Origin of the sequence: Thermodesulfobacterium sp. TA1, from assembly GCF_008630935.1 — a bacterium.
Lineage (GTDB): Bacteria > Desulfobacterota > Thermodesulfobacteria > Thermodesulfobacteriales > Thermodesulfobacteriaceae > Thermodesulfobacterium.
On sequence record NZ_CP043908.1, the window covers coordinates 1,785,718 to 1,804,399 of the forward strand.

The window sequence follows — 18,682 nt, forward strand, 5'->3', positions numbered from 1 at the left end:
AGTTTTTTATTCAAGATATCTCTCATGCTTAACTCCTATTTTATAACAGTTGACTCTTTATCCGTGCTCTTTCCACCAGCCACCATTTTCAAACATTGGATTATTAAGGGTTATATAAAGTTTTTGTAAATTTTTATAAACTTTTTCATACTGAGAAAGTAAAAATTTTCTTTGTTCACATAATTTTCTTGCTTCGTTAACTCTTTTTTTTATGTAGTTTGCCATATTTTCATCTTTTAGCATATCCGCTATATCTAAAGTTAGTTTCCATCCTTTTTCTGGATAGGGGTTATCTGTTAAATGGGTGAAAATCATAACGATAATAAATCTATCCCAGAGATAAAAATCAAGATATTTAAAAAAAAGAGAGGGCAATTTTTCTTTGAAAATACCGGCCTGAAAAAGGAGTTTTAATCCTTCAACAGTAAGAAAATATCTCCAGCCAATGTTTTCTTTTTCCCATCTTTTTACATCTTCCAAAGTTTGAGGTTCTATGGGTTGACATATTGGGAAGTCTAATACAACCGCAGGCGAATTGGAGGCTACATGTAAGATACCTAAGACATGAGTATAAGCACTTTCTTTGTATTTAGGGTATTGAGGTAAAGACATGTATTGGATAAGGATATCTTTTTTAATGATTATCGAGGTTGCCCATCCAATAAATTGATTAAACCCCATTTTATTAGCGAATTCAAGTACAGAGCCTTCATATATTTTATAGCTATGAGGGGTTAAAAACCCGTTACCGGCATGGATAAGGTGAGCGTTTTTAGTGTTTAAGATATGCCAGACAGCCTTTAGGCCATCTTTAAGTAGGATATCGTCATCACCGAAAATCCAGAGATATTCTCCTTGAGCTAAGCGATAAGCAATTTCTCCGCTATCGGCGGTATCTACATGTTTATTTAGTCTGGTATATTCGAGGAAGGGAAATTTTTTTTTAAGCTTTGATAGTACCTTAGGGGTATCGTCTGTTGATGCGTTGTCGGAGACGAAGATACCGATGTTGTTTTGTTCGCCAAGCTCAAGGATTTGATTAGCTATAGAGAGTATACATTTTTCAAGTTTTTTAGCTCTATTCCAGGTAGGAATAGCAAAACAAAGTTTTTTCATGTTTGTTCCCCTTGTTGAGCTTCTTTCCACCATCCTCCCCACTCAAATATTTTTCTGCTATGTTCTTTTAACATTTCGTTTAAAGTGTTTTGAATTTCTTTAATCTGCATGTTGATCTTTTTTAAGGTTTCACATTGTTCCCTTGATTCCATAACACGATTTTTAATAATTTCTGCCATTTCTTCGTTATCTATCATATCGGATATTGATAAAATCAAATCCCACCCCTCGTCTGGAAAGGGACAACCTGTTAAATGGCTGTTAATCATATAAAATATACATCTATCCCAAAAATAAAACCTATCGTATTTAAAAAACATAGGGTTAACTTTTTCCTTTAAAATGCCAAGGTCAAAAAGAATTTTAAATCCCTTAATAGTAAGTATAGTTCTCCAAAATATATTATTTAAAGCCCATCTTTTTACATCTTCCGAAGTTTGAGGTTCTATGGGTTGACATATTGGGAAGTCTAATACAACCGCAGGCGAATTGGAGGCTACATGTAAGATACCTAAGACATGAGTATAAGCACTTTCTTTGTATTTAGGGTATTGAGGTAAAGACATGTATTGGATAAGGATATCTTTTTTAATGATTATCGAGGTTGCCCATCCAATAAATTGATTAAACCCCATTTTATTAGCGAATTCAAGTACAGAGCCTTCATATATTTTATAGCTATGAGGGGTTAAAAACCCGTTACCGGCATGGATAAGGTGAGCGTTTTTAGTGTTTAAGATATGCCAGACAGCCTTTAGGCCATCTTTAAGTAGGATATCGTCATCACCGAAAATCCAGAGATATTCTCCTTGAGCTAAGCGATAAGCAATTTCTCCGCTATCGGCGGTATCTACATGTTTATTTAGTCTGGTATATTCGAGGAAGGGAAATTTTTTTTTAAGCTTTGATAGTACCTTAGGGGTATCGTCTGTTGATGCGTTGTCGGAGACGAAGATACCGATGTTGTTTTGTTCGCCAAGCTCAAGGATTTGATTAGCTATAGAGAGTATACATTTTTCAAGTTTTTTAGCTCTATTCCAGGTAGGAATAGCAAAACAAAGTTTTTTCATGTTTGTTCCCCTATAATTATTTTTTCGGAAGTTTTATAAGAGACTTTAAAAGATTTAAAGATTTAAAAAAACCTAAAAGTAGAACTTTAATCTTTAGGTTTATATCAAAATTTTTTAATTTTAACATGAATTCTAATAAATTTCCTAAATTTGAAACCTTAGGAATTAAATTATAATATAAAGCCTAAATAAAATCAAGAAATGGGAAGCAGTTTAGTTAAGAATCATATATTTAGGGAATTACATCGGTTAGAAGATTAAGGTAACCATAGGGATAGTACAGACTTTCTTCTGATAGTTGAGAAGCTTTAAGAGCTCTTTTTACCTCCGGTAAAAAACTCTTTGCTAAATCAACGAGGTCTTTTATTAGGATACAATATTGTTTAGCCCTTTCAGGGGAGGTTTTAATAAGCACAGGGCACCTTCCTCCGCAGAAAAACTCTGCTTCACAAAGGTTACAACCTAACCACTCTTTATAGGAAACCAAGGATAAAAGCTCTTTTTGGATTTTAGAAAAATCTAATGTTTCAACCTCATTTTTTCGAAAATCAGCTAAAACCAGATTTTCTCCCATGTCTACACATGGAATAACCTTGCCTGAAAGCACATCAAAGCTTCTTAGTTTTTCTACTCCACATCCTGTTTGCCCACGCTTGATCCCTTTTAATAAAAAGAACATAAGCTCAGCCAGTGGAAGCACAGGTAAAACCGTCCCTTTAGATAAATCAACTACAAACCTATCTAAAAGATAGGTAAGGTCTTTTAAATAATTTTCTCTAAAAGATATAAAATCTTTTATAGGATAGTCCCTTTCTATAAGATGCCAGAAGAAAAAGTCAACAACCCCTCTTTGATAAAGTTTTAAAAATTCTTCTAAACAGTCTTGAAAACTCATCTCTTCCCGCAAGGTAGACCACATCAGCACTTTGGTATCGCTTTGAGATTTGAAAAATTCTAAGTTGTTTTCAATCTGAAGTAAAGAAGTACCCTTTCGGACCCTTTCATGCTGGTCCTTTGTCCCATCGATAGAAACCATTAGTAAATCAAGACGTTTGAAAAATTCGGGGTCATCTTTTACCACCCTTTTTAAAAGGGTTCCGTTGGTATAAAGTACAAACTTAAGGTGTTTATAAGGATGAAGGGCCCTGAGTTTATAGAAAATCTCCCTCACTTTTTCAAAGACAAGAAGAGGCTCCCCTCCATAAAAGGCTATAAAAACAGGATTACCGTTAGTTTTATGTAAAAGCCAATCTACTGCTTGAAAAGTCTTTTCTGGAGCTTCTTCCCAAGAAGAAGCAAAAGAGTTCCTTTCCCCGTAAATCAAACCGTTTAAACAACCTTCACAACTTGCGTTACATTTTCCAGTAACCGTAATGTGATAAATTATAGGAAAAGAATCTTTAAGAAATTCTTCTAATGTTATCATGTTGGATCTTAAATAACATTTTTTATAAAATAAAATAATTCTATTTCACAAAAAGTCAAGTTTTTACTTTTAAAGCTTACTTTTCAGTTTTTTTACCTGAGAAGGTGATGGAAAGTGTAGACCATTTGGAATTGTATTTTAGAGAGAAGGAGATAATATTTTTAGAGTGTTTAATTTTTGGTTTTTGACAAAACTTAAAAATAGGTTAACCTTTTAAGTAAAGGTTTACAACTTCTGAGTAAGGTGAGGTGGTTATGAAAAAAATGCTTAGGCTTTTGATAAACCTTTACTTGATTTTAAGTTTTTTGTGGATAGGGGCTTCTTTGGTGATGGCTGAAGAAAACATTAAGGATAACGGCACTGTAAAGAAGGTCCTTATTCTTCCTTTTGAAGTTTATGCAGATAAAGATTTATCTTATCTAAAAGAGGCTATTCCTGAGATGTTGGTTAGTAGGTTGTTTACCCCTAATAAGATCGAGGTAGTGGATTATGAATTGGTAAAAATGGAACTAACAGGACTTCCTAAGATCAATAAAGAAATCGCTCGGTCTCTTGGGCAGAAATTTAACGCAGATTATGTGGTTTGGGGAAGTGTTACAGTTTTAGGAGAATCGGTTAGTATAGACGCTCAGATGATGAGTTTAACCTCCCCCAAAAAGCCGGTTCAATTTTTCCAAGAGTTAAAAGGGGTTTCAGAGATTATCCCTCAGCTTACTCGTTTTGCTTTTAAATCTAAGGTTTACGTAGAGGGCACAGAAGAAGATTTTTATCGTGCTGAACCGATGTATGCTATGTCATCCTATGGTATAAGTAAAGAACATCCTGAAAGAGGTTATTATTATTACTATCCTTATCTTTTTCCTCCAAGGACAGGAGAATCTAAGCCTAAGGTAACCAGGGCTAAGGGTTTTACTGACGTAGATGTCGAGGAATCCTTATCAAAAGGGTTGGTAATAGATGTAACCAAAGGTACTGTTGGCTGGGCTGAAGATGAAGAAACTAAGCGTAAACCTTCTTCGTCAAACCAGACCAACGCAACCTCCGGTTATCCAGCTCCTTATCCAGGTTATTATCCCGGGACTCCTTATTATCCTTACTCTCCTCCTCCATATTACTACTACCAGGAAGAAGACGAAGGCATACTTTCTAAATTTCTTTCTCAGTTTCCTTTCATAAAAGAAAGAAAAGAAAAGACCCCACAGTTTTATCAGACTCAGGTAATCCAGATGCCTCAGCTCCCACCACAGCCTTACACCCCTACCCCATCACCAACTCCATCTACTCCACCAACTCCTTCTCAAAATCTACCTTTACCAACCTATCAATCTCAACCATCCCCTGCTAATCAAGGATACAGTCCCCAGCCTCAAGCTTTGCCTTCTCAAGGAAAGATGCCAGAACAGCCTCTTAAACAAATTCCTAATTCTCAAAACAGAACCGATAAAAACAATCCTTGGAGTTGGGACTGAGGTGTGCTAACAAGTAAGGTGAAAGGCCCCTGCTAATTCAACCCCTTGAGAATAAAGCTCGTTAAATCTGTTTGTGGCCTTTTGAGTATCAAAGGATTCAACAATAATGCCTAATTCTTTGGCTTTACGTTCAACCTCTGGGTCAACTTGCATCAGTCCTTTTGCACCTGTCCCTATTATCAAAAATTTGATTTTTTCGTTCCACACCTCTTCTAAATCTTCGACCTGAAGCCTATGTCCTTCTTTTCTCCACCAAGAACTAAAGATTTTTTCTCCATCTTTGGTTTTGATGATAATAAGGTCTTTATTATAGTTTTGTCCTTTGAAAGTAAGACTACCAAAGCTATAATGTTCGATCATTTTCTCATCCCTTTTCGAGGGATTAAGCCGCCATACTAAGGTTGTTTTCTTCTTGTTTTAACATTTCTGCCCTAAAATGAGCGATTAAAGCGTCTATGAATTGGTCTATATCCCCGTCAAGAACCTCAGGTAAGTTGTAGATGGTGATGCCTACACGGTGGTCGGTGACCCTGTTTTGAGGAAAGTTGTAAGTTCTTATTTTTTCACAACGTTCTCCTGTACCTACTTGCGACCTTCTTTCCTTTTGTATTTTTTCATGTTGTTGCCTTTGGGCAAGTTCATAGAGCTTTGCCCGTAAGATTTTCATAGCAGTGGCTTTATTTTGGTGTTGACTTCTTTCATTTTGGCAGGTAACTACTATCCCGGTAGGTATGTGAGTAATCCTTACGGCGCTTTCGGTTCGGTTAACATGTTGCCCACCATGTCCACTTGCCCTCATGGTCTCTATCTTAAGTTCATCAGGATTGATGTCCACGTCTACTTCATCTACCTCAGGAAGAACAGCTACAGTTACCGTAGAAGTATGAATCCTTCCAGAACTTTCCGTAACCGGGACCCTTTGGACCCTATGAACCCCACTTTCATATTTTAAACGAGAATAAGCTCCTTTCCCTTCTATTTTAGCCACAACTTCTTTAAATCCTCCAAGCCCGGTGTCATTAGTATCAAGAATTTCAAACCTCCATCCTTTTCTTTCAGCATATCTTTGATACATCCTCAAAAGGTCAGCCGCAAAAAGTGCTGCCTCTTCTCCCCCTGCTCCTGCTCTGATTTCTAAGATAACGTTTTTTTCATCATTTGGGTCTTTGGGAAGAAGAAGTATAGGAAGCAATTTTTCCAGTTCATCTACCCGGTTTTCTAAGATTTTTAATTCTTCTTTGGCTAATTCTACCAGTTCTTCGTCAGATTCTTCTTCGATGATAGTTTTGTTTTCTTCTATTTCTTTAAGAACTTTTTTATATTCCTTAAAAGTAGATACAATTTCCTCAAGCTCAGAATGTTCCTTGGCAAGCTTAGCATATAATGAAGGGTCTGAAATGATTGCAGGGTCTGAAAGTTTTTCTGCTAATTCTTCAAATTTTTTTTCTATCGTTTCTAATTTTAGTAAATAAAGGTTAGATAAACTCATGCTTATTTATCTTTGTTTTGATAAAAATTAGAGTATTTTTTCATAAACTTTTCTATCCTTCCCTCAGTGTCTACAAACTTCATCTCGCCGGTAAAGAAAGGATGACATTTAGAACAGATTTCTACCTTTATTTCAGGTTTGGTAGACCCTACCCTTAATTCGTTACCACAGGCACACCTAATAACTGCATCAGGATAGTATTTTGGATGAATACCCTTTTTCATTCCTTTACACCTCTCTTTAAATTTTTTTCAGTTTTAAAATATACCTCATATTTTAAAAAACTCAAGGAAGCTTTAGGTAGGTTTGAAATGATAACTAGGAAAAAAAGAACTAAAAATAAAATGGGCCGTGGAGGACTCGAACCTCCAACCTATGGATTAAGAGTCCATTGCTCTACCGTTTGAGCTAACGGCCCAAGTGGTATTATTAATTTACTCTTTTATAGATTTTTGTCAAGGTTGTTTCAGATTTGTTTGATTAAATTTTTAAATAAGACTATATATAAAAGCCGCTTATAAATTTTTTTCTTAAAGATTGGGCGAAAAACGGCAATTTTTGATTAAACCATAGGTTTTTTTTACCAAATCCTCGTAAGTTGCCTCACCTTTAGCCACAAAGTCAAGCTTTCCCTCCATTTCAGCGGTATATTTATAGTCCATAAAAACCGGAGCCCCATCTAAAAGGGTTTGGCATACCAACCTACCTAATTCGGTTGGTTTTAGGTGTTTCCCTTCCTTTTTTATATAATTCCGTTTAAAAAGAATGTCCAAAATGGTTGCATAGGTTGATGGCCTACCAATTCCTAAACTTTCAAGTTTTTTAACCAGACTGTGAGGGGTATAACGCTCTGGAGGTTTGGTCTTATGCTCCTTTATCTCAAAAGAAAGCACTTGGAGTTTCTCGCCTTCCTTTAAATCAAGCGGGTTTTCATAGGAACTCTCATCTTTTAGAACCCTTAAAAAGCCATCAAAAACAAGCACCTTGCGTTTGGTAAACAAAAACCACCCCTTAGGCAAAAGGTCTTGGCCAAACACATAGCTTAACTCTAAAAATTCCGCCCCACGCATCTGACTTGCAATAAAGAAGACTTTTATAAGTTCGTAAAGGGCTTTTTCTCTTGAGGTTAAAAACGCAGGGTCCTTAAAAAGATTGGTTGGTCTTATACATTCATGGGCTCCTTGCTCAAACTTAGAGGTTTTAACCCTTCTTTCTTTCCCAAGATATTCCTTCCCAAAGGTTTTAAGTATAAAATCTTTAACAGCCTTTTTCGCAAGAGGGCTAACCCTTACGGAATCGGTACGCATATAGGTAATAAGCCCTTTTTCATAAAGCCCTTGGGCAAGAATCATGGTTTCTTTAGGGCTAAAGCCTAAGGAACTTCCAGCCACTTCAATAAGAGTAGTAGTTTTTAAGGGATAAGGAGGCTGTTTAACCAACCTCTTTTCAGTAATTTTGTTTAAGATAATGCTTTGCCCAGCTAGATGCTTAGCAAAAAATTCCTCTAAGCTTTTTTTGTCTTTATCTTTATACAATCCCTTTTTAAACCAGAGCTCAAGTTCGTATACCCTGTCTTTATTGTCTTGGACCTTAACCCTCAAAGAAAAGCTCGTTTCTGGAACAAAACTTTCTATCTCTTCTTCTCTTTCTACGATAAGCCTTAAAGCAGGGCTTTGCACCCTTCCTGCAGAAAGAGGTAGTTTAAGAGCCTTAGAAAGTTTTGGAGAGAGAAGATAGCCTATCAGTCGGTCTAAAACCCTTCGGGTTTGATAGGCAAGATAAAGCCCTGTATCAAGGCTTCTTACCGAACGCAGTGCTTGTTTAATCCCAAGTTCAGTAATCTCTATCAAATCAACTCTTTTGAAAATCAGATTTTCTTTGATAGACTTGAGATATTCATACAGATGAAAACTTATGGCTTCTCCTTCTCTGTCTGGATCAGTAGCTAAGTAAACCTCTTCTACTTTTAAAGCCAATTTTTTAAGTTCTTCCAGCACCTTTTTTTTAGAACTAAGATAATAAAAAGAAGGCTGAAAGGTGTTTAGGTCAACCCCTAAGCTTTTTGAGGGAAGATCTTTAATATGACCAAAAGTTGCTCTAAAGATAAAATCTTTTGAGGATAGGACTTTTTGTAAGGTCTTTATCTTAGTAGGAGATTCGACGATAAAAAGTTTTTTAGCCATAGGTTTAATTCTAACACTTTTTATCAATAAAGGCTATTAAAGAAAATGAAGTGCGACTTTTAATTTAAAGAAAAAGGATTAAAATTTTTTAAGGACTCTCATGAAAGACCTTGATTTTAACCAGCAGTTTCAAAGGGCTTGGGACCTTATTGCCAATTCCTCCCCAAATCTTTTAATAACCGGTCGTGCAGGAACTGGTAAATCTACCTTTCTTAGGTATTTGATAAAAAAACTGCCCAAGTCTATGGCAGTACTTGCACCCACTGGGGTAGCAGCTCTTAATGTAAGAGGACAAACGATTCATTCTTTTTTTGGTTTTAGACCTGACATAACCTTAGAAAAAGTCTATCAACTTAAACCACCTGATGAGCTAAGAGAAGTTTATAAAAACCTTGAAACCCTCATTATAGATGAAATCTCTATGGTAAGGGCAGACCTTTTCGATTGTATAGAGGCTTTTTTAAGAAAATGGGGACCCTCTCCAAGGAAGCCCTTTGGAGGGGTTCAGATGGTGCTTATAGGGGATCTATACCAGTTGCCACCGGTAGTGACCTCAAAAGAAAAGGAGATATTTAAATATCTTTATGAAACCCCTTATTTCTTTTCGGCTAAGGCCTTTAAACAAAACCTTTTTGAATTTGTAGAGTTTGAAAAGATTTACCGCCAGACAGATTTAACTTTTATCGAAATTTTAAACCAAATAAGAAACGGTATAGTAGAAGAGGAAACCTTTGAAAGGCTTAACCAAAGGGTCATACCTAATTTTGAGCCAAAGGAAGAAGACTTTTACGTCTATCTTACTACTACTAATGCTAAAGCAGAACAAATTAACCTTGCTAAGTTAGAAAGATTAAAAGGAAAGACTTTTGAGTTTTACGGTAAACTTTCAGGTAAAATAGAAACAGAAGATTTACCTGCACCGATAAGGTTAAAAATAAAGGAAGGAGCTCAGGTTATCTTGTTAGCTAACGACCCTCAAGGTAGATGGGTAAACGGAGATGTAGGTAGGGTGGTTTATATAGACCCTGAGGACTTGCTGATAGGAGTGGAGCTACAAAGAGGCTACGAGATAGAAGTAACCCCATTTAAATGGGATGTTTATGAACATTACTTTGATAAAGGTTCTTCCAAGGTTGAGATAAAGCCTGTAGGGTCTTTTACTCAGTTCCCTTTAAAGCTCGCCTGGGCGATAACCATCCATAAAAGCCAAGGACTTACCTTTGAAAAGGTAGTCATAGACCTTGAAAGAGGCACCTTTGCCCATGGACAACTTTATGTAGCCCTCTCCCGTTGCACCAGTTTAGAAGGTATTGTCCTTACTAAACCGGTTAAAAAAGGACATGTTAAGTTAGACCGTAAAGTAGTAAAATTTTTAACCAGTCTTCAATATCTAAAAGCAAAAGAAAAACTTGATTTAAACGAAAAAATAGCCCTTATTCAAAAGGCTATACAAGAAAAAAAAGAAATAGAAATTGTTTATCTTAAAAGCTCGGATATTAAAACCAGAAGAAAAGTTCTTCCCATTGAGATAAAGGAAGTGGTTTATAAAGGAAAACCTTTCTTGGGACTTAGGGCTTTTTGCAGACTTCGTAACGAAGAAAGGATTTTTAACTTGGAAAAAATCCTTGAAATTTCTAATGATTAAGCCGATAACCCTTTATTTTTTTTTAAATAATGGTATTATTTAAAATTTGTGAAGCCTCTGCTTAAAGACCTACTAAAATTTCCTAATCTTTTAAGTCTTTATCGACTTGTTCTTGCCATCATCTTCCCTTATTTTTGGATCCAAAACCTTCCTGTTTATATTCTTTTACTTCTACTTTTTTCAGGAGTTATTAGCGATGCCTTAGATGGGTTTTTTGCCAGGAATTTTCACTGGGAAACCAAGTTGGGGAAGCTTCTTGACCCTATAGCAGACAAAGTTTTTATAAACATAGTATTCTTTTTGCTTTATTTTGATCGTCTACTTTCGTTAGACTTTTTTTTAATAGTTTTTGTTAGAGATCTTGGGATACTTCTTGGAGCTATCTATCTTTATTTGAGGTCTTCAAGAAAAGCTGAATTTCAGCCAAGCTACTTGGGAAAAATTTCAACTGCCATGCAATTAGGATTTATCTTTACTTATATCGTGCATCTTTTAGTCTACCCGTTAGACCCAACGTTTATTTTTGTGTTTGGACAATTGGTTATCTTTTTTACGTTAGCCTCAGGATTTCATTATACCTTGCTTTTTATAAAGATTTATAAAACTTTTCCTAACAGATAATCTCCTTCTTTAGCCATAAACCTAACTTTTAAAATCTTTCCTTTTGATAAAGGGAAAGGTGGTGGGAGGACTATTTTATGAGAGATGTAGTTTTCTGAAAGGCCTTTTATCTCAGATTCGTTAATGGTTTCAACTACCGCCCTTCTAACCTTCCCTACTTCTTGGTTTAGAAAATCCTCCCTTTTTTTCTTGCCTATATTTTTTAAAATTTCTATCCGCGCTTTTATTACTTCAGGCTTAACCTTAGGAGTAAGCTTTTCAGCCTGAGTCCCTGGTCTTGGGGAAAAAGGAAAAAGGTGTAACCAGTTTAGAGGAGAGTTTTCGATAACCTCTAAGGTTTTTAAAAAGTCTTTTTCTGTTTCTGAGGGAAAACCTACGATAACATCTGCCCCGAATGTAGCCTGAGGATAAAGGTTATAAAGTTTTTCTAAAATCGTTAAGTATTCTTTAGAGGTATAATGTCTGTTCATAAGACGTAGTATCCTGTCAGAACCACTTTGCAAAGGAATATGAAAATGAGGGGCTAAGAAAGCACTGTTTTTAGCAAACTCTAAAAAACTAGAGGTTATTTCTCTTACCTCTAATGAAGAAAGCCTTAAGATTAGGTCTTTTTTCTGTTTCGCGAAAAGTTTTTCTATCTCCCAGAGAAGGTCAGTTAAACTTTTAACAGGGGTTAAGTCTTTTCCCCACTGACCAAGATGAATCCCTGTAAGCACTATTTCTTCATAACCAGCCTGGATAAGTCGTTCTATTTCTGCTAAGACCTCTTCTAAAGAAACACTTCTAGGAGCACCCCGTGCATAAGGCACGATACAATAGCTACAAAACTGGTCACAACCATCTTGTACCTTGACAAAGGCCCTTGAATGAGAAAAAAACCTTTTTATAAAAAGAACTTCAGTTCCTTTTTCTTGAAAAAGATCCTGAATAAAAACCTTAGGCTCAGAAAAGTGGGAGGTTTTTAAGAGCATTTCTAAAAAAACTTCTATTTTTAGTTTTTCTTTTTGACCCAATAAAACCAGGTTTTTAATTTGTTGTTTTTGAACCCAAGAAAAAAGAGCATCTTTGTAGGCCTGAGGATAACAACCTGCAACCACGATTAGTTTTGGATTTAGTTTAGACCAACGCTTGATGATTTTCCTTCCTTCAGCCTCAGCCTTAGCTGTTACCACACAAGAATTGAGAATAAAAATCTCAGCTTCTTCCTCTTTTTCTGCAAGTTTATACCCTTTTTCTTGAAGTTTTTCTACGATATAGGCGCTTTCTACCTGATTAACTTTACAACCTAAGGTTTTAATAAAAAACTTCATAAAACCTCGTTTAAAAATTTTTTAATCGCCCTTTTAAGAAGGATTTCATAACGTTTTTCCCCTAAGGCACGCCTACCAAAGGTAAAATTAAATTCATTTATAAGAGGTTTTTTGTCTTTAAACAAAAAGTCTATGGCTACCAGATTAAAACCCGTTTTAGCCATCACTTTTTTGGTAAGTTCAACCACTCTACGACTTAATCCCCTTTGAGGAGGCGGGATGATAACCCCTTCTTGGACCAAGTTTTTCTTAAATCCTCCAGCCCTAAAAAACACTAATATTTTATCTCCTATAACTATACTTCTTGCATCAAACTCTTCAGGCACGTATTCTTGAAAGATTATTCCAAATCTTCCAGACCTCTCCCAAGCTTTAACCAAAGGCAATATTTTTTGAAAATCCTCTTTATTTCTTAATAAAAAAACTTCTGTGCCTTCGTCTCCCCAATTACCTTTTACCACCACAGGGAAACTGACCTTTATGCCTTTACGATAAGGGTTTTCTTCTAAACCACAAAGTCTTGGCAATACTATACAGTCTGGATGTGGAAGTTTAAGTTGTTTTAACATAAAAATTTGGCCTATTTTCCCTGGATATTGAAACCTTAAAGTATATTCAGGAAAAACCGGAATCCCTAAATTTTTAACCAAAAAATAAAGATCTTGAGTGACCGTAGGCGGAAAAATCACTGCCTGAGCTTTAGATAAAAGATCAAAAAAACCCCTATCTAAGGGTTCAAACTGAAAGTAGTTGACATCACCTTTAAATATGGGTAAAAAAGATATTATCATAGAGACGTTATTTTAACTCTGTTTAAAAAGATTGCTATAATTAAAAAAGTTTAAACCCGGAAAAAAGTGCTACAATTCTTTTTTATGTTCGACTTGGTTAATAGACCTTTAGGTAAAAACACGGCACATCCCTTAATGAGGATAGCTCTGTCTTGCCAAATATGACAAAGCAGTGCTTTTTTGAAAAAACATAAAGGGACCACGACATGAAGAGGTTGACAAAATAAAAAAACATGTTAACTTCTTTAAAAGTTTAAACCTGCTCTTTGTTAAAAGAAAAAGTAAAAAAAACAAAAAACACCTCTTGACAATTTGAAAAAAAGGTTTAAATTTTATTTTTGTGATGATTTGCTCTTTGTTAAGAATTTTGGTTTAGAGGTAGCAAAATACCTCTTGACAAAAAAGTAAAGCATGTTAAATTAAATATCTGTTTTTACTTTTTTGTTCTTTTTAAGAATCTCTCTTGACAAATTAAAAATTTGTTTTATTTTTTAAAAGTAGTGGTCTTTGAAAATTGAATAGCGTTCGCAAGGGCTCCGCAATTCCTTTTTGATAAGTCTATTGCGGTCTGCCTGTTTTGACAGGTAGGGCCGGGAAATTTTTTCCTGAGGGTTTGATCCTGGCTCAGGGCGAACGCTAGCGGCGCGCTTAACCCATGCAAGTCGTGCGGGAAAGGGCTTCGGCCCTAGTACCGCGGCAGACGAGTGAGTAACACGTGAGTAACCTGTCCTCGGGTCTGGGATAACTACCCGAAAGGGTAGACAATACCGGATAAAGTCACCGGGCGCAAGCTCGGTGATGAAAGGGGGCCTCTGCATAGCAAGCTCCTGCCTGAGGAGGGGCTCGCGGCCCATCAGCTAGTTGGTGAGGTAACGGCTCACCAAGGCTACGACGGGTAGCCGGCCTGAGAGGGTGGTCGGCCACGCGGGCACTGAGACACGGGCCCGACTCCTACGGGAGGCAGCAGGGGGGAATCTTGGGCAATGGGCGAAAGCCTGACCCAGCGACGCCGCGTGGGGGAAGAAGGCCTTCGGGTCGTAAACCCCTGTTCTGGAGGAAGAACTCCAGATAGGTGAACAACCTATCTGGACTGACGGTACTCCAGGAGAAAGCCACGGCTAACTGCGTGCCAGCAGCCGCGGTAATACGCAGGTGGCAAGCGTTGCCCGGAATCACTGGGCGTAAAGGGTGCGTAGGCGGCCGGACAAGTCATAGGTTAAAGCCCGGAGCTCAACTCCGGAAAGGCCTATGATACTGTCTGGCTTGAGGGCTGGAGAGGCTGGCGGAATTCCCGGTGTAGGGGTGAAATCCGTAGATATCGGGAGGAACACCGGTGGGGAAGCCTGCCAGCTGGACAGATCCTGACGCTGAGGCACGAAAGCGTGGGGAGCAAACCGGATTAGATACCCGGGTAGTCCACGCTGTAAACGATGGACGCTAGGTGTGGGGGTTAAAACCTCTGTGCCGTAGCTAACGCGTTAAGCGTCCCGCCTGGGGAGTACGGCCGCAAGGCTGAAACTCAAAGGAATTGACGGGGGCCCGCACAAGCGGTGGAGCACGTGGTTTAATTCGATGCAAAGCGAAGAACCTTACCTGGGCTTGACATGCTAGGGTTGTACCCTGGTGGAAACACTGGGGGAGCGTAGGGTTTATCTCTACGCGCTCTAGCACAGGTGCTGCATGGCTGTCGTCAGCTCGTGTCGTGAGATGTTGGGTTAAGTCCCGCAACGAGCGCAACCCCTGCCCTTAGTTGCCATCGGTTTGGCCGGGCACTCTAAGGGGACTGCCGGGGATAACCCGGAGGAAGGAGGGGATGACGTCAAGTCCTCATGGCCCTTATGCCCAGGGCTACACACGTGCTACAATGGGGGGTACAGAGGGTTGCGAACCCGCAAGGGGGAGCTAATCCCAGAAAGCCCTCCTCAGTTCGGATCGGGGTCTGCAACTCGACCCCGTGAAGCCGGAATCGCTAGTAATGGCGGATCAGCATGCCGCCGTGAATGCGTTCCCGGGCCTTGTACACACCGCCCGTCACACCACGGAAGCTGGCTCCACCCGAAGTCGTTACCCTAACCAGACTTTGTCTGGAGGGGGACGCCTACGGTGGGGCTGGTGACTGGGGTGAAGTCGTAACAAGGTACCCCTACCGGAAGGTGGGGGTGGATCACCTCCTTTCTAAGGAGTATGAAGGAGTTCCTTGCGGACGCTATTCTATATAAATTTTAAGATCTTTGAAAAAGGTTAGGTGAGCGGATTGCGGGCCTATAGCTCAGCTCAGGTTAGAGCGCACGCCTGATAAGCGTGAGGTCGGAGGTTCGAATCCTCCTAGGCCCATTCTCTTGATTAGAGGATGGGTTTAGGAGGAAGGACTGTGGGGGTGTAGCTCAGTTGGGAGAGCGCCGGCTTTGCAAGCCGGAGGTCGACGGTTCGAATCCGTTCACCTCCACCACTTAATGACAAGTGGTGGATGAAAAAGATCTTTGACAAGTGAATATGGGTATCCTTTAGCATCTTTAAGCTGGTTCCTGTAGTCAAGCTACTAAGGGCTAGCGGTGGATGCCTCGGGTGCGGGAGGCGATGAAGGGCGTGGTAAGCTGCGATAAGCCCCGGGGAGCCGCAAACAGGCGTTGATCCGGGGATGCCCGAATGGGGAAACCCGGCTGGGGTAATACCCAGCCATCCATAGGTTAAGAGCCTATGGAGGCGACACCGGGGGAAGTGAAACATCTCAGTACCCCGAGGAAAAGAAATCAACCGAGATTCCCTGAGTAGCGGCGAGCGAAAGGGGAGGAGCCTAAACCAGGCAGGTGTAAAAGCTCGTGGGCGTTGCCTGTCTGGGGTCGTGGGACTACACCGGAGAGGGCCACGAACCTCTCGGGGAGTTACAAAATTGCCTTCTTAGCCGAAGGCGCCTGGAAAGGCCCGCCAGAGAGGGTGAAAGCCCCGTAGGCGAAAAGAAGGCAATCTCCCTGGGTGTAGATCCCGAGTAGCACGGGACACGTGGAATCCCGTGTGAATCAGGGGGGACCACCCTCCAAGGCTAAATACTACCCGCACACCGATAGTGCACTAGTACCGTGAGGGAAAGGTGAAAAGAACCCCGGGAGGGGAGTGAAATAGAACCTGAAACCGCTAGCCTACAAGCAGTCGGAGGGAAGGGGCAACTCTTCCTGACGGCGTGCCTTTTGCATAATGAGCCCGGGAGTTGTCGTCAGTGGCGAGGCTAAGCCGTTGAGGCGGAGCCGTAGCGAAAGCGAGTCCGAAAAGGGCGTTAAGTCGCTGGCGGCAGACCCGAAACGGGACGATCTACCCATGGCCAGGGTGAAGGTGGGCTAATCCCCACTGGAGGCCCGAACCGGTGGAGGGTTAAAACTCCTCGGATGAGCTGTGGGTAGGAGTGAAAAGCTAATCGAGTCCCGTGATAGCTGGTTCTCCCCGAAATGCATTGAGGTGCAGCCTCGAGTGGTCGCTACCGGGGGTAGAGCACTGTTTGGGCTAGGGGGCTTACCAGCCTACCAAACCCAGGCAAACTCCGAATACCGGTAAGCGCAGCTCGGGAGTGAGTCTTAGGGCGCTAACGTCCTAGGACAAAAGGGCAAGAACCCAGACCGCCAGCTAAGGCCCCTAAGTCCTGGCTAAGTGGGAAAGGATGTGCCTCTGCTTTGACACCCAGGATGTTGGCTTAGAAGCAGCCATCATTTAAAGAGTGCGTAACAGCTCACTGGGCGAGCGGGGGTGCGCCGAAAATTACTCGGGGCTAAAGCCAGGCGCCGAAGCTGCGGGCTGAAAGGCTTTGAGTCTTTCAGCGGTAGGGGAGCACTCCAGTTGCCGATGAAGGTAGCTCGTAAGGGCTACTGGAGGTCCTGGAGGAGAGAATCCGGGCACGAGTAGCGATAAGGAGGGTGAGAATCCCTCCCGCCGTAAGCCCAAGGTTTCCTAGGGAAGGGTCGTCCGCCTAGGGTTAGCCGGCCCCTAACCTGAGGCCGAAAGGCGTAGGGGATGGGAAGAGGGGTTAATATTCCCCCGCCACCAGGGTGGAGACCAAGGGGTGACGCAGAAGGGAAGGGCTCCGGGGCTGTATGGTTGGCCCTCCAAACCTTTAGCCCGATGATGGACCGAGGTAAATCCCGGTCCGGAGGGTGAGGGGGAGTAAGTAACTGAGGTCTACGGACCTCAGGAAGGAGCTCGGACCACGCTGCCAAGAAATAACCTCGTGGTCGTTGAAGCCCTGGTGACCGTACCGCAAACCGACACAGGTGGGCGGGCAGTAATCTGCCAAGGCGCGTGGGGTAACCCTGGCTAAGGAACTCGGCAAATTGGCCCCGTAACTTCGGGAGAAGGGGTGCCCGCGTTAGGTGTAGGCCCTCGCGGTCGAAGCCGAGGCGGGTTGCAGGGAAACGGCGGTGGCGACTGTTTACCAAAAACACAGGGCTCTGCTAACTCGTAAGAGGACGTATAGGGCCCGACGCCTGCCCGGTGCTGGAAGGTGAAGGGGTGGGGTTAGCGGAAATTAATTCCGCGAAGCTCTGCCCTTAAGCCCCAGTAAACGGCGGCCGTAACTATAACGGTCCTAAGGTAGCGAAATTCCTTGTCGGGTAAGTTCCGACCTGCATGAATGGCGTAACGACTGCCGCGCTGTCTCGGCCAGGGGCCCAGCGAAACTGTAGTCTCGGCGAAGATGCCGAGTACCCGCGGTGGGACGGAAAGACCCCGTGGAGCTTTACTGCAGCTTGGCATTGAACCTTGGGGTAGGATGTGCAGGATAGGTGGGAGGCTGTGAAGCAGGGGCGCCAGCCCCTGTGGAGCCACCGGTGAGATACCACCCTTCCTGCCTCAGGGTTCTAACCTGCGGAAGAAAGCCTTCCGAGGGACAGTGCCTGGTGGGCAGTTTGACTGGGGCGGTCGCCTCCTAAAAGGTAACGGAGGCGCCCAAAGGTCCCCTCAGGTGGTATAGAAATCCACCGTTGAGTGTAAGGGCATAAGGGGGCTTGACTGCGAGGCCGATAGGCCGAGCAGGGGGGAAACCCGGGCCTAGTGACCCGGCGGTCCTGAGTGGAAGGGCCGTCGATCATCGGATAAAAGTTACCCCGGGGATAACAGGCTGATCGCTCCCAAGAGTTCACATCGACGGAGCGGTTTGGCACCTCGATGTCGGCTCATCCCATCCTGGGGCTGGAGAAGGTCCCAAGGGTCGGGCTGTTCGCCCGTTAAAGGGGTACGTGAGCTGGGTTCAGAACGTCGTGAGACAGTTCGGTCCCTATCCACCGTGGGCGTAGGAGGCTTGAGGGGATCTGCCCCTAGTACGAGAGGACCGGGGTGGACGCACCTCTGGTGTCCCGGTTGTTCCACCAGGAGCACAGCCGGGTAGCCATGTGCGGAAGGGATAACCGCTGAAAGCATCTAAGCGGGAAGCCTACCCCAAGATTAGGCCTCCCGAGGGTGGGGCAACCCACCCCCTGAAGGGCCCAGGGAGACTACCTGGTTGATAGGCCAGAGGTGGAAGCCCAGCAATGGGTGGAGCCTACTGGTACTAATCGCCCGTGCGGCTTGACTGCAGTACCA

The 18,682-nt window shown here is 41.7% G+C and carries 12 protein-coding genes, 3 tRNA genes and 2 rRNA genes; 7 read left to right on the forward strand and 10 right to left on the reverse strand.

Features of this window, described 5'->3' with window-relative positions:
- Positions 1–57 precede the first annotated feature (57 nt).
- The 3 genes from F1847_RS08970 to F1847_RS08980 all read right to left on the reverse strand — a co-directional run bounded on the left by F1847_RS08970 (position 58) and on the right by F1847_RS08980 (position 3,612).
- On the reverse strand, positions 58–1,116 hold the full coding sequence (locus F1847_RS08970) for a glycosyltransferase (protein ID WP_150072702.1): 1,059 nt from the start codon (positions 1,114–1,116) through the stop codon (positions 58–60).
- Positions 1,113–2,186 (reverse strand): glycosyltransferase family A protein, encoded by a 1,074-nt coding sequence (locus F1847_RS08975; RefSeq protein ID WP_150072703.1) that lies wholly within the window; start codon positions 2,184–2,186, stop codon positions 1,113–1,115. The genes F1847_RS08970 and F1847_RS08975 overlap by 4 nt, the downstream gene beginning before the upstream one ends.
- 232 nt (positions 2,187–2,418) lie before the next feature.
- The gene (locus F1847_RS08980; RefSeq protein WP_150072704.1) at positions 2,419–3,612 is read right to left on the reverse strand and encodes a radical SAM protein; all 1,194 of its coding nucleotides are present in this window, start codon (positions 3,610–3,612) and stop codon (positions 2,419–2,421) included.
- 254 nt (positions 3,613–3,866) lie between these two features.
- Here F1847_RS08980 and F1847_RS08985 point away from each other — a divergent pair, with 254 nt between their 5' ends.
- A complete protein-coding gene (locus F1847_RS08985) occupies positions 3,867–5,081 on the forward strand; it encodes a hypothetical protein (protein ID WP_150072705.1) in 1,215 nt (404 codons plus the stop codon).
- A 6-nt stretch (positions 5,082–5,087) separates the two neighbouring features.
- Here the strand turns inward: F1847_RS08985 and F1847_RS08990 are convergent, their stop codons facing one another.
- The 5 genes from F1847_RS08990 to topA form a co-directional block, all read right to left on the reverse strand.
- Positions 5,088–5,441: an Mth938-like domain-containing protein gene (locus tag F1847_RS08990; protein WP_150072706.1), complete on the reverse strand. Its 354-nt coding sequence runs from the start codon at positions 5,439–5,441 to the stop codon at positions 5,088–5,090.
- Between the two features lie 22 nt (positions 5,442–5,463).
- Positions 5,464–6,570, reverse strand: a complete 1,107-nt coding sequence (gene prfA, locus F1847_RS08995; protein WP_150072707.1) for a peptide chain release factor 1 — start codon at positions 6,568–6,570, stop codon at positions 5,464–5,466.
- 2 nt (positions 6,571–6,572) lie between these two features.
- Positions 6,573–6,794: a 50S ribosomal protein L31 gene (rpmE, locus tag F1847_RS09000; RefSeq protein ID WP_150072708.1), complete on the reverse strand. Its 222-nt coding sequence runs from the start codon at positions 6,792–6,794 to the stop codon at positions 6,573–6,575.
- 121 nt (positions 6,795–6,915) lie between these two features.
- Positions 6,916–6,988 (reverse strand) — tRNA-Lys (locus F1847_RS09005).
- Positions 6,989–7,100: 112 nt separating this feature from the next.
- Positions 7,101–8,753 (reverse strand): type I DNA topoisomerase, encoded by a 1,653-nt coding sequence (topA, locus tag F1847_RS09010; protein WP_150072709.1) that lies wholly within the window; start codon positions 8,751–8,753, stop codon positions 7,101–7,103.
- A gap of 100 nt (positions 8,754–8,853) precedes the next feature.
- Here topA and F1847_RS09455 point away from each other — a divergent pair, with 100 nt between their 5' ends.
- On the forward strand, positions 8,854–10,398 hold the full coding sequence (locus tag F1847_RS09455) for an AAA family ATPase (RefSeq protein WP_150072710.1): 1,545 nt from the start codon (positions 8,854–8,856) through the stop codon (positions 10,396–10,398).
- Between the two features lie 48 nt (positions 10,399–10,446).
- Positions 10,447–11,019 (forward strand): CDP-alcohol phosphatidyltransferase family protein, encoded by a 573-nt coding sequence (locus F1847_RS09020; RefSeq protein ID WP_150072711.1) that lies wholly within the window; start codon positions 10,447–10,449, stop codon positions 11,017–11,019.
- Here the strand turns inward: F1847_RS09020 and mtaB are convergent.
- Together mtaB and F1847_RS09030 are read right to left on the reverse strand one after the other, a co-directional pair.
- Positions 10,995–12,329: a tRNA (N(6)-L-threonylcarbamoyladenosine(37)-C(2))-methylthiotransferase MtaB gene (mtaB, locus tag F1847_RS09025; RefSeq protein WP_150072712.1), complete on the reverse strand. Its 1,335-nt coding sequence runs from the start codon at positions 12,327–12,329 to the stop codon at positions 10,995–10,997. The genes F1847_RS09020 and mtaB overlap by 25 nt on opposite strands.
- Entirely contained in the window at positions 12,326–13,120 is a 795-nt protein-coding gene (locus tag F1847_RS09030; RefSeq protein WP_150072713.1) for a RimK family alpha-L-glutamate ligase, read from the reverse strand. Before F1847_RS09030 ends, mtaB begins: the two co-directional genes overlap by 4 nt.
- A gap of 601 nt (positions 13,121–13,721) precedes the next feature.
- Between F1847_RS09030 and F1847_RS09035 the strand changes: the two genes are divergently transcribed.
- From F1847_RS09035 to F1847_RS09050, 4 genes are all read left to right on the forward strand, one after another.
- Positions 13,722–15,295, forward strand: a 16S ribosomal RNA gene (locus F1847_RS09035).
- Between the two features lie 83 nt (positions 15,296–15,378).
- Positions 15,379–15,454, forward strand: a tRNA-Ile gene (locus F1847_RS09040).
- A gap of 39 nt (positions 15,455–15,493) precedes the next feature.
- Positions 15,494–15,569: transfer RNA gene (locus tag F1847_RS09045), tRNA-Ala, on the forward strand.
- Positions 15,570–15,649: 80 nt separating this feature from the next.
- Positions 15,650–18,675 (forward strand): 23S ribosomal RNA (locus F1847_RS09050).
- The 16S and 23S rRNA genes sit together here with 2 tRNA genes alongside, the layout of an rRNA operon.
- Positions 18,676–18,682: the final 7 nt, after the last annotated feature.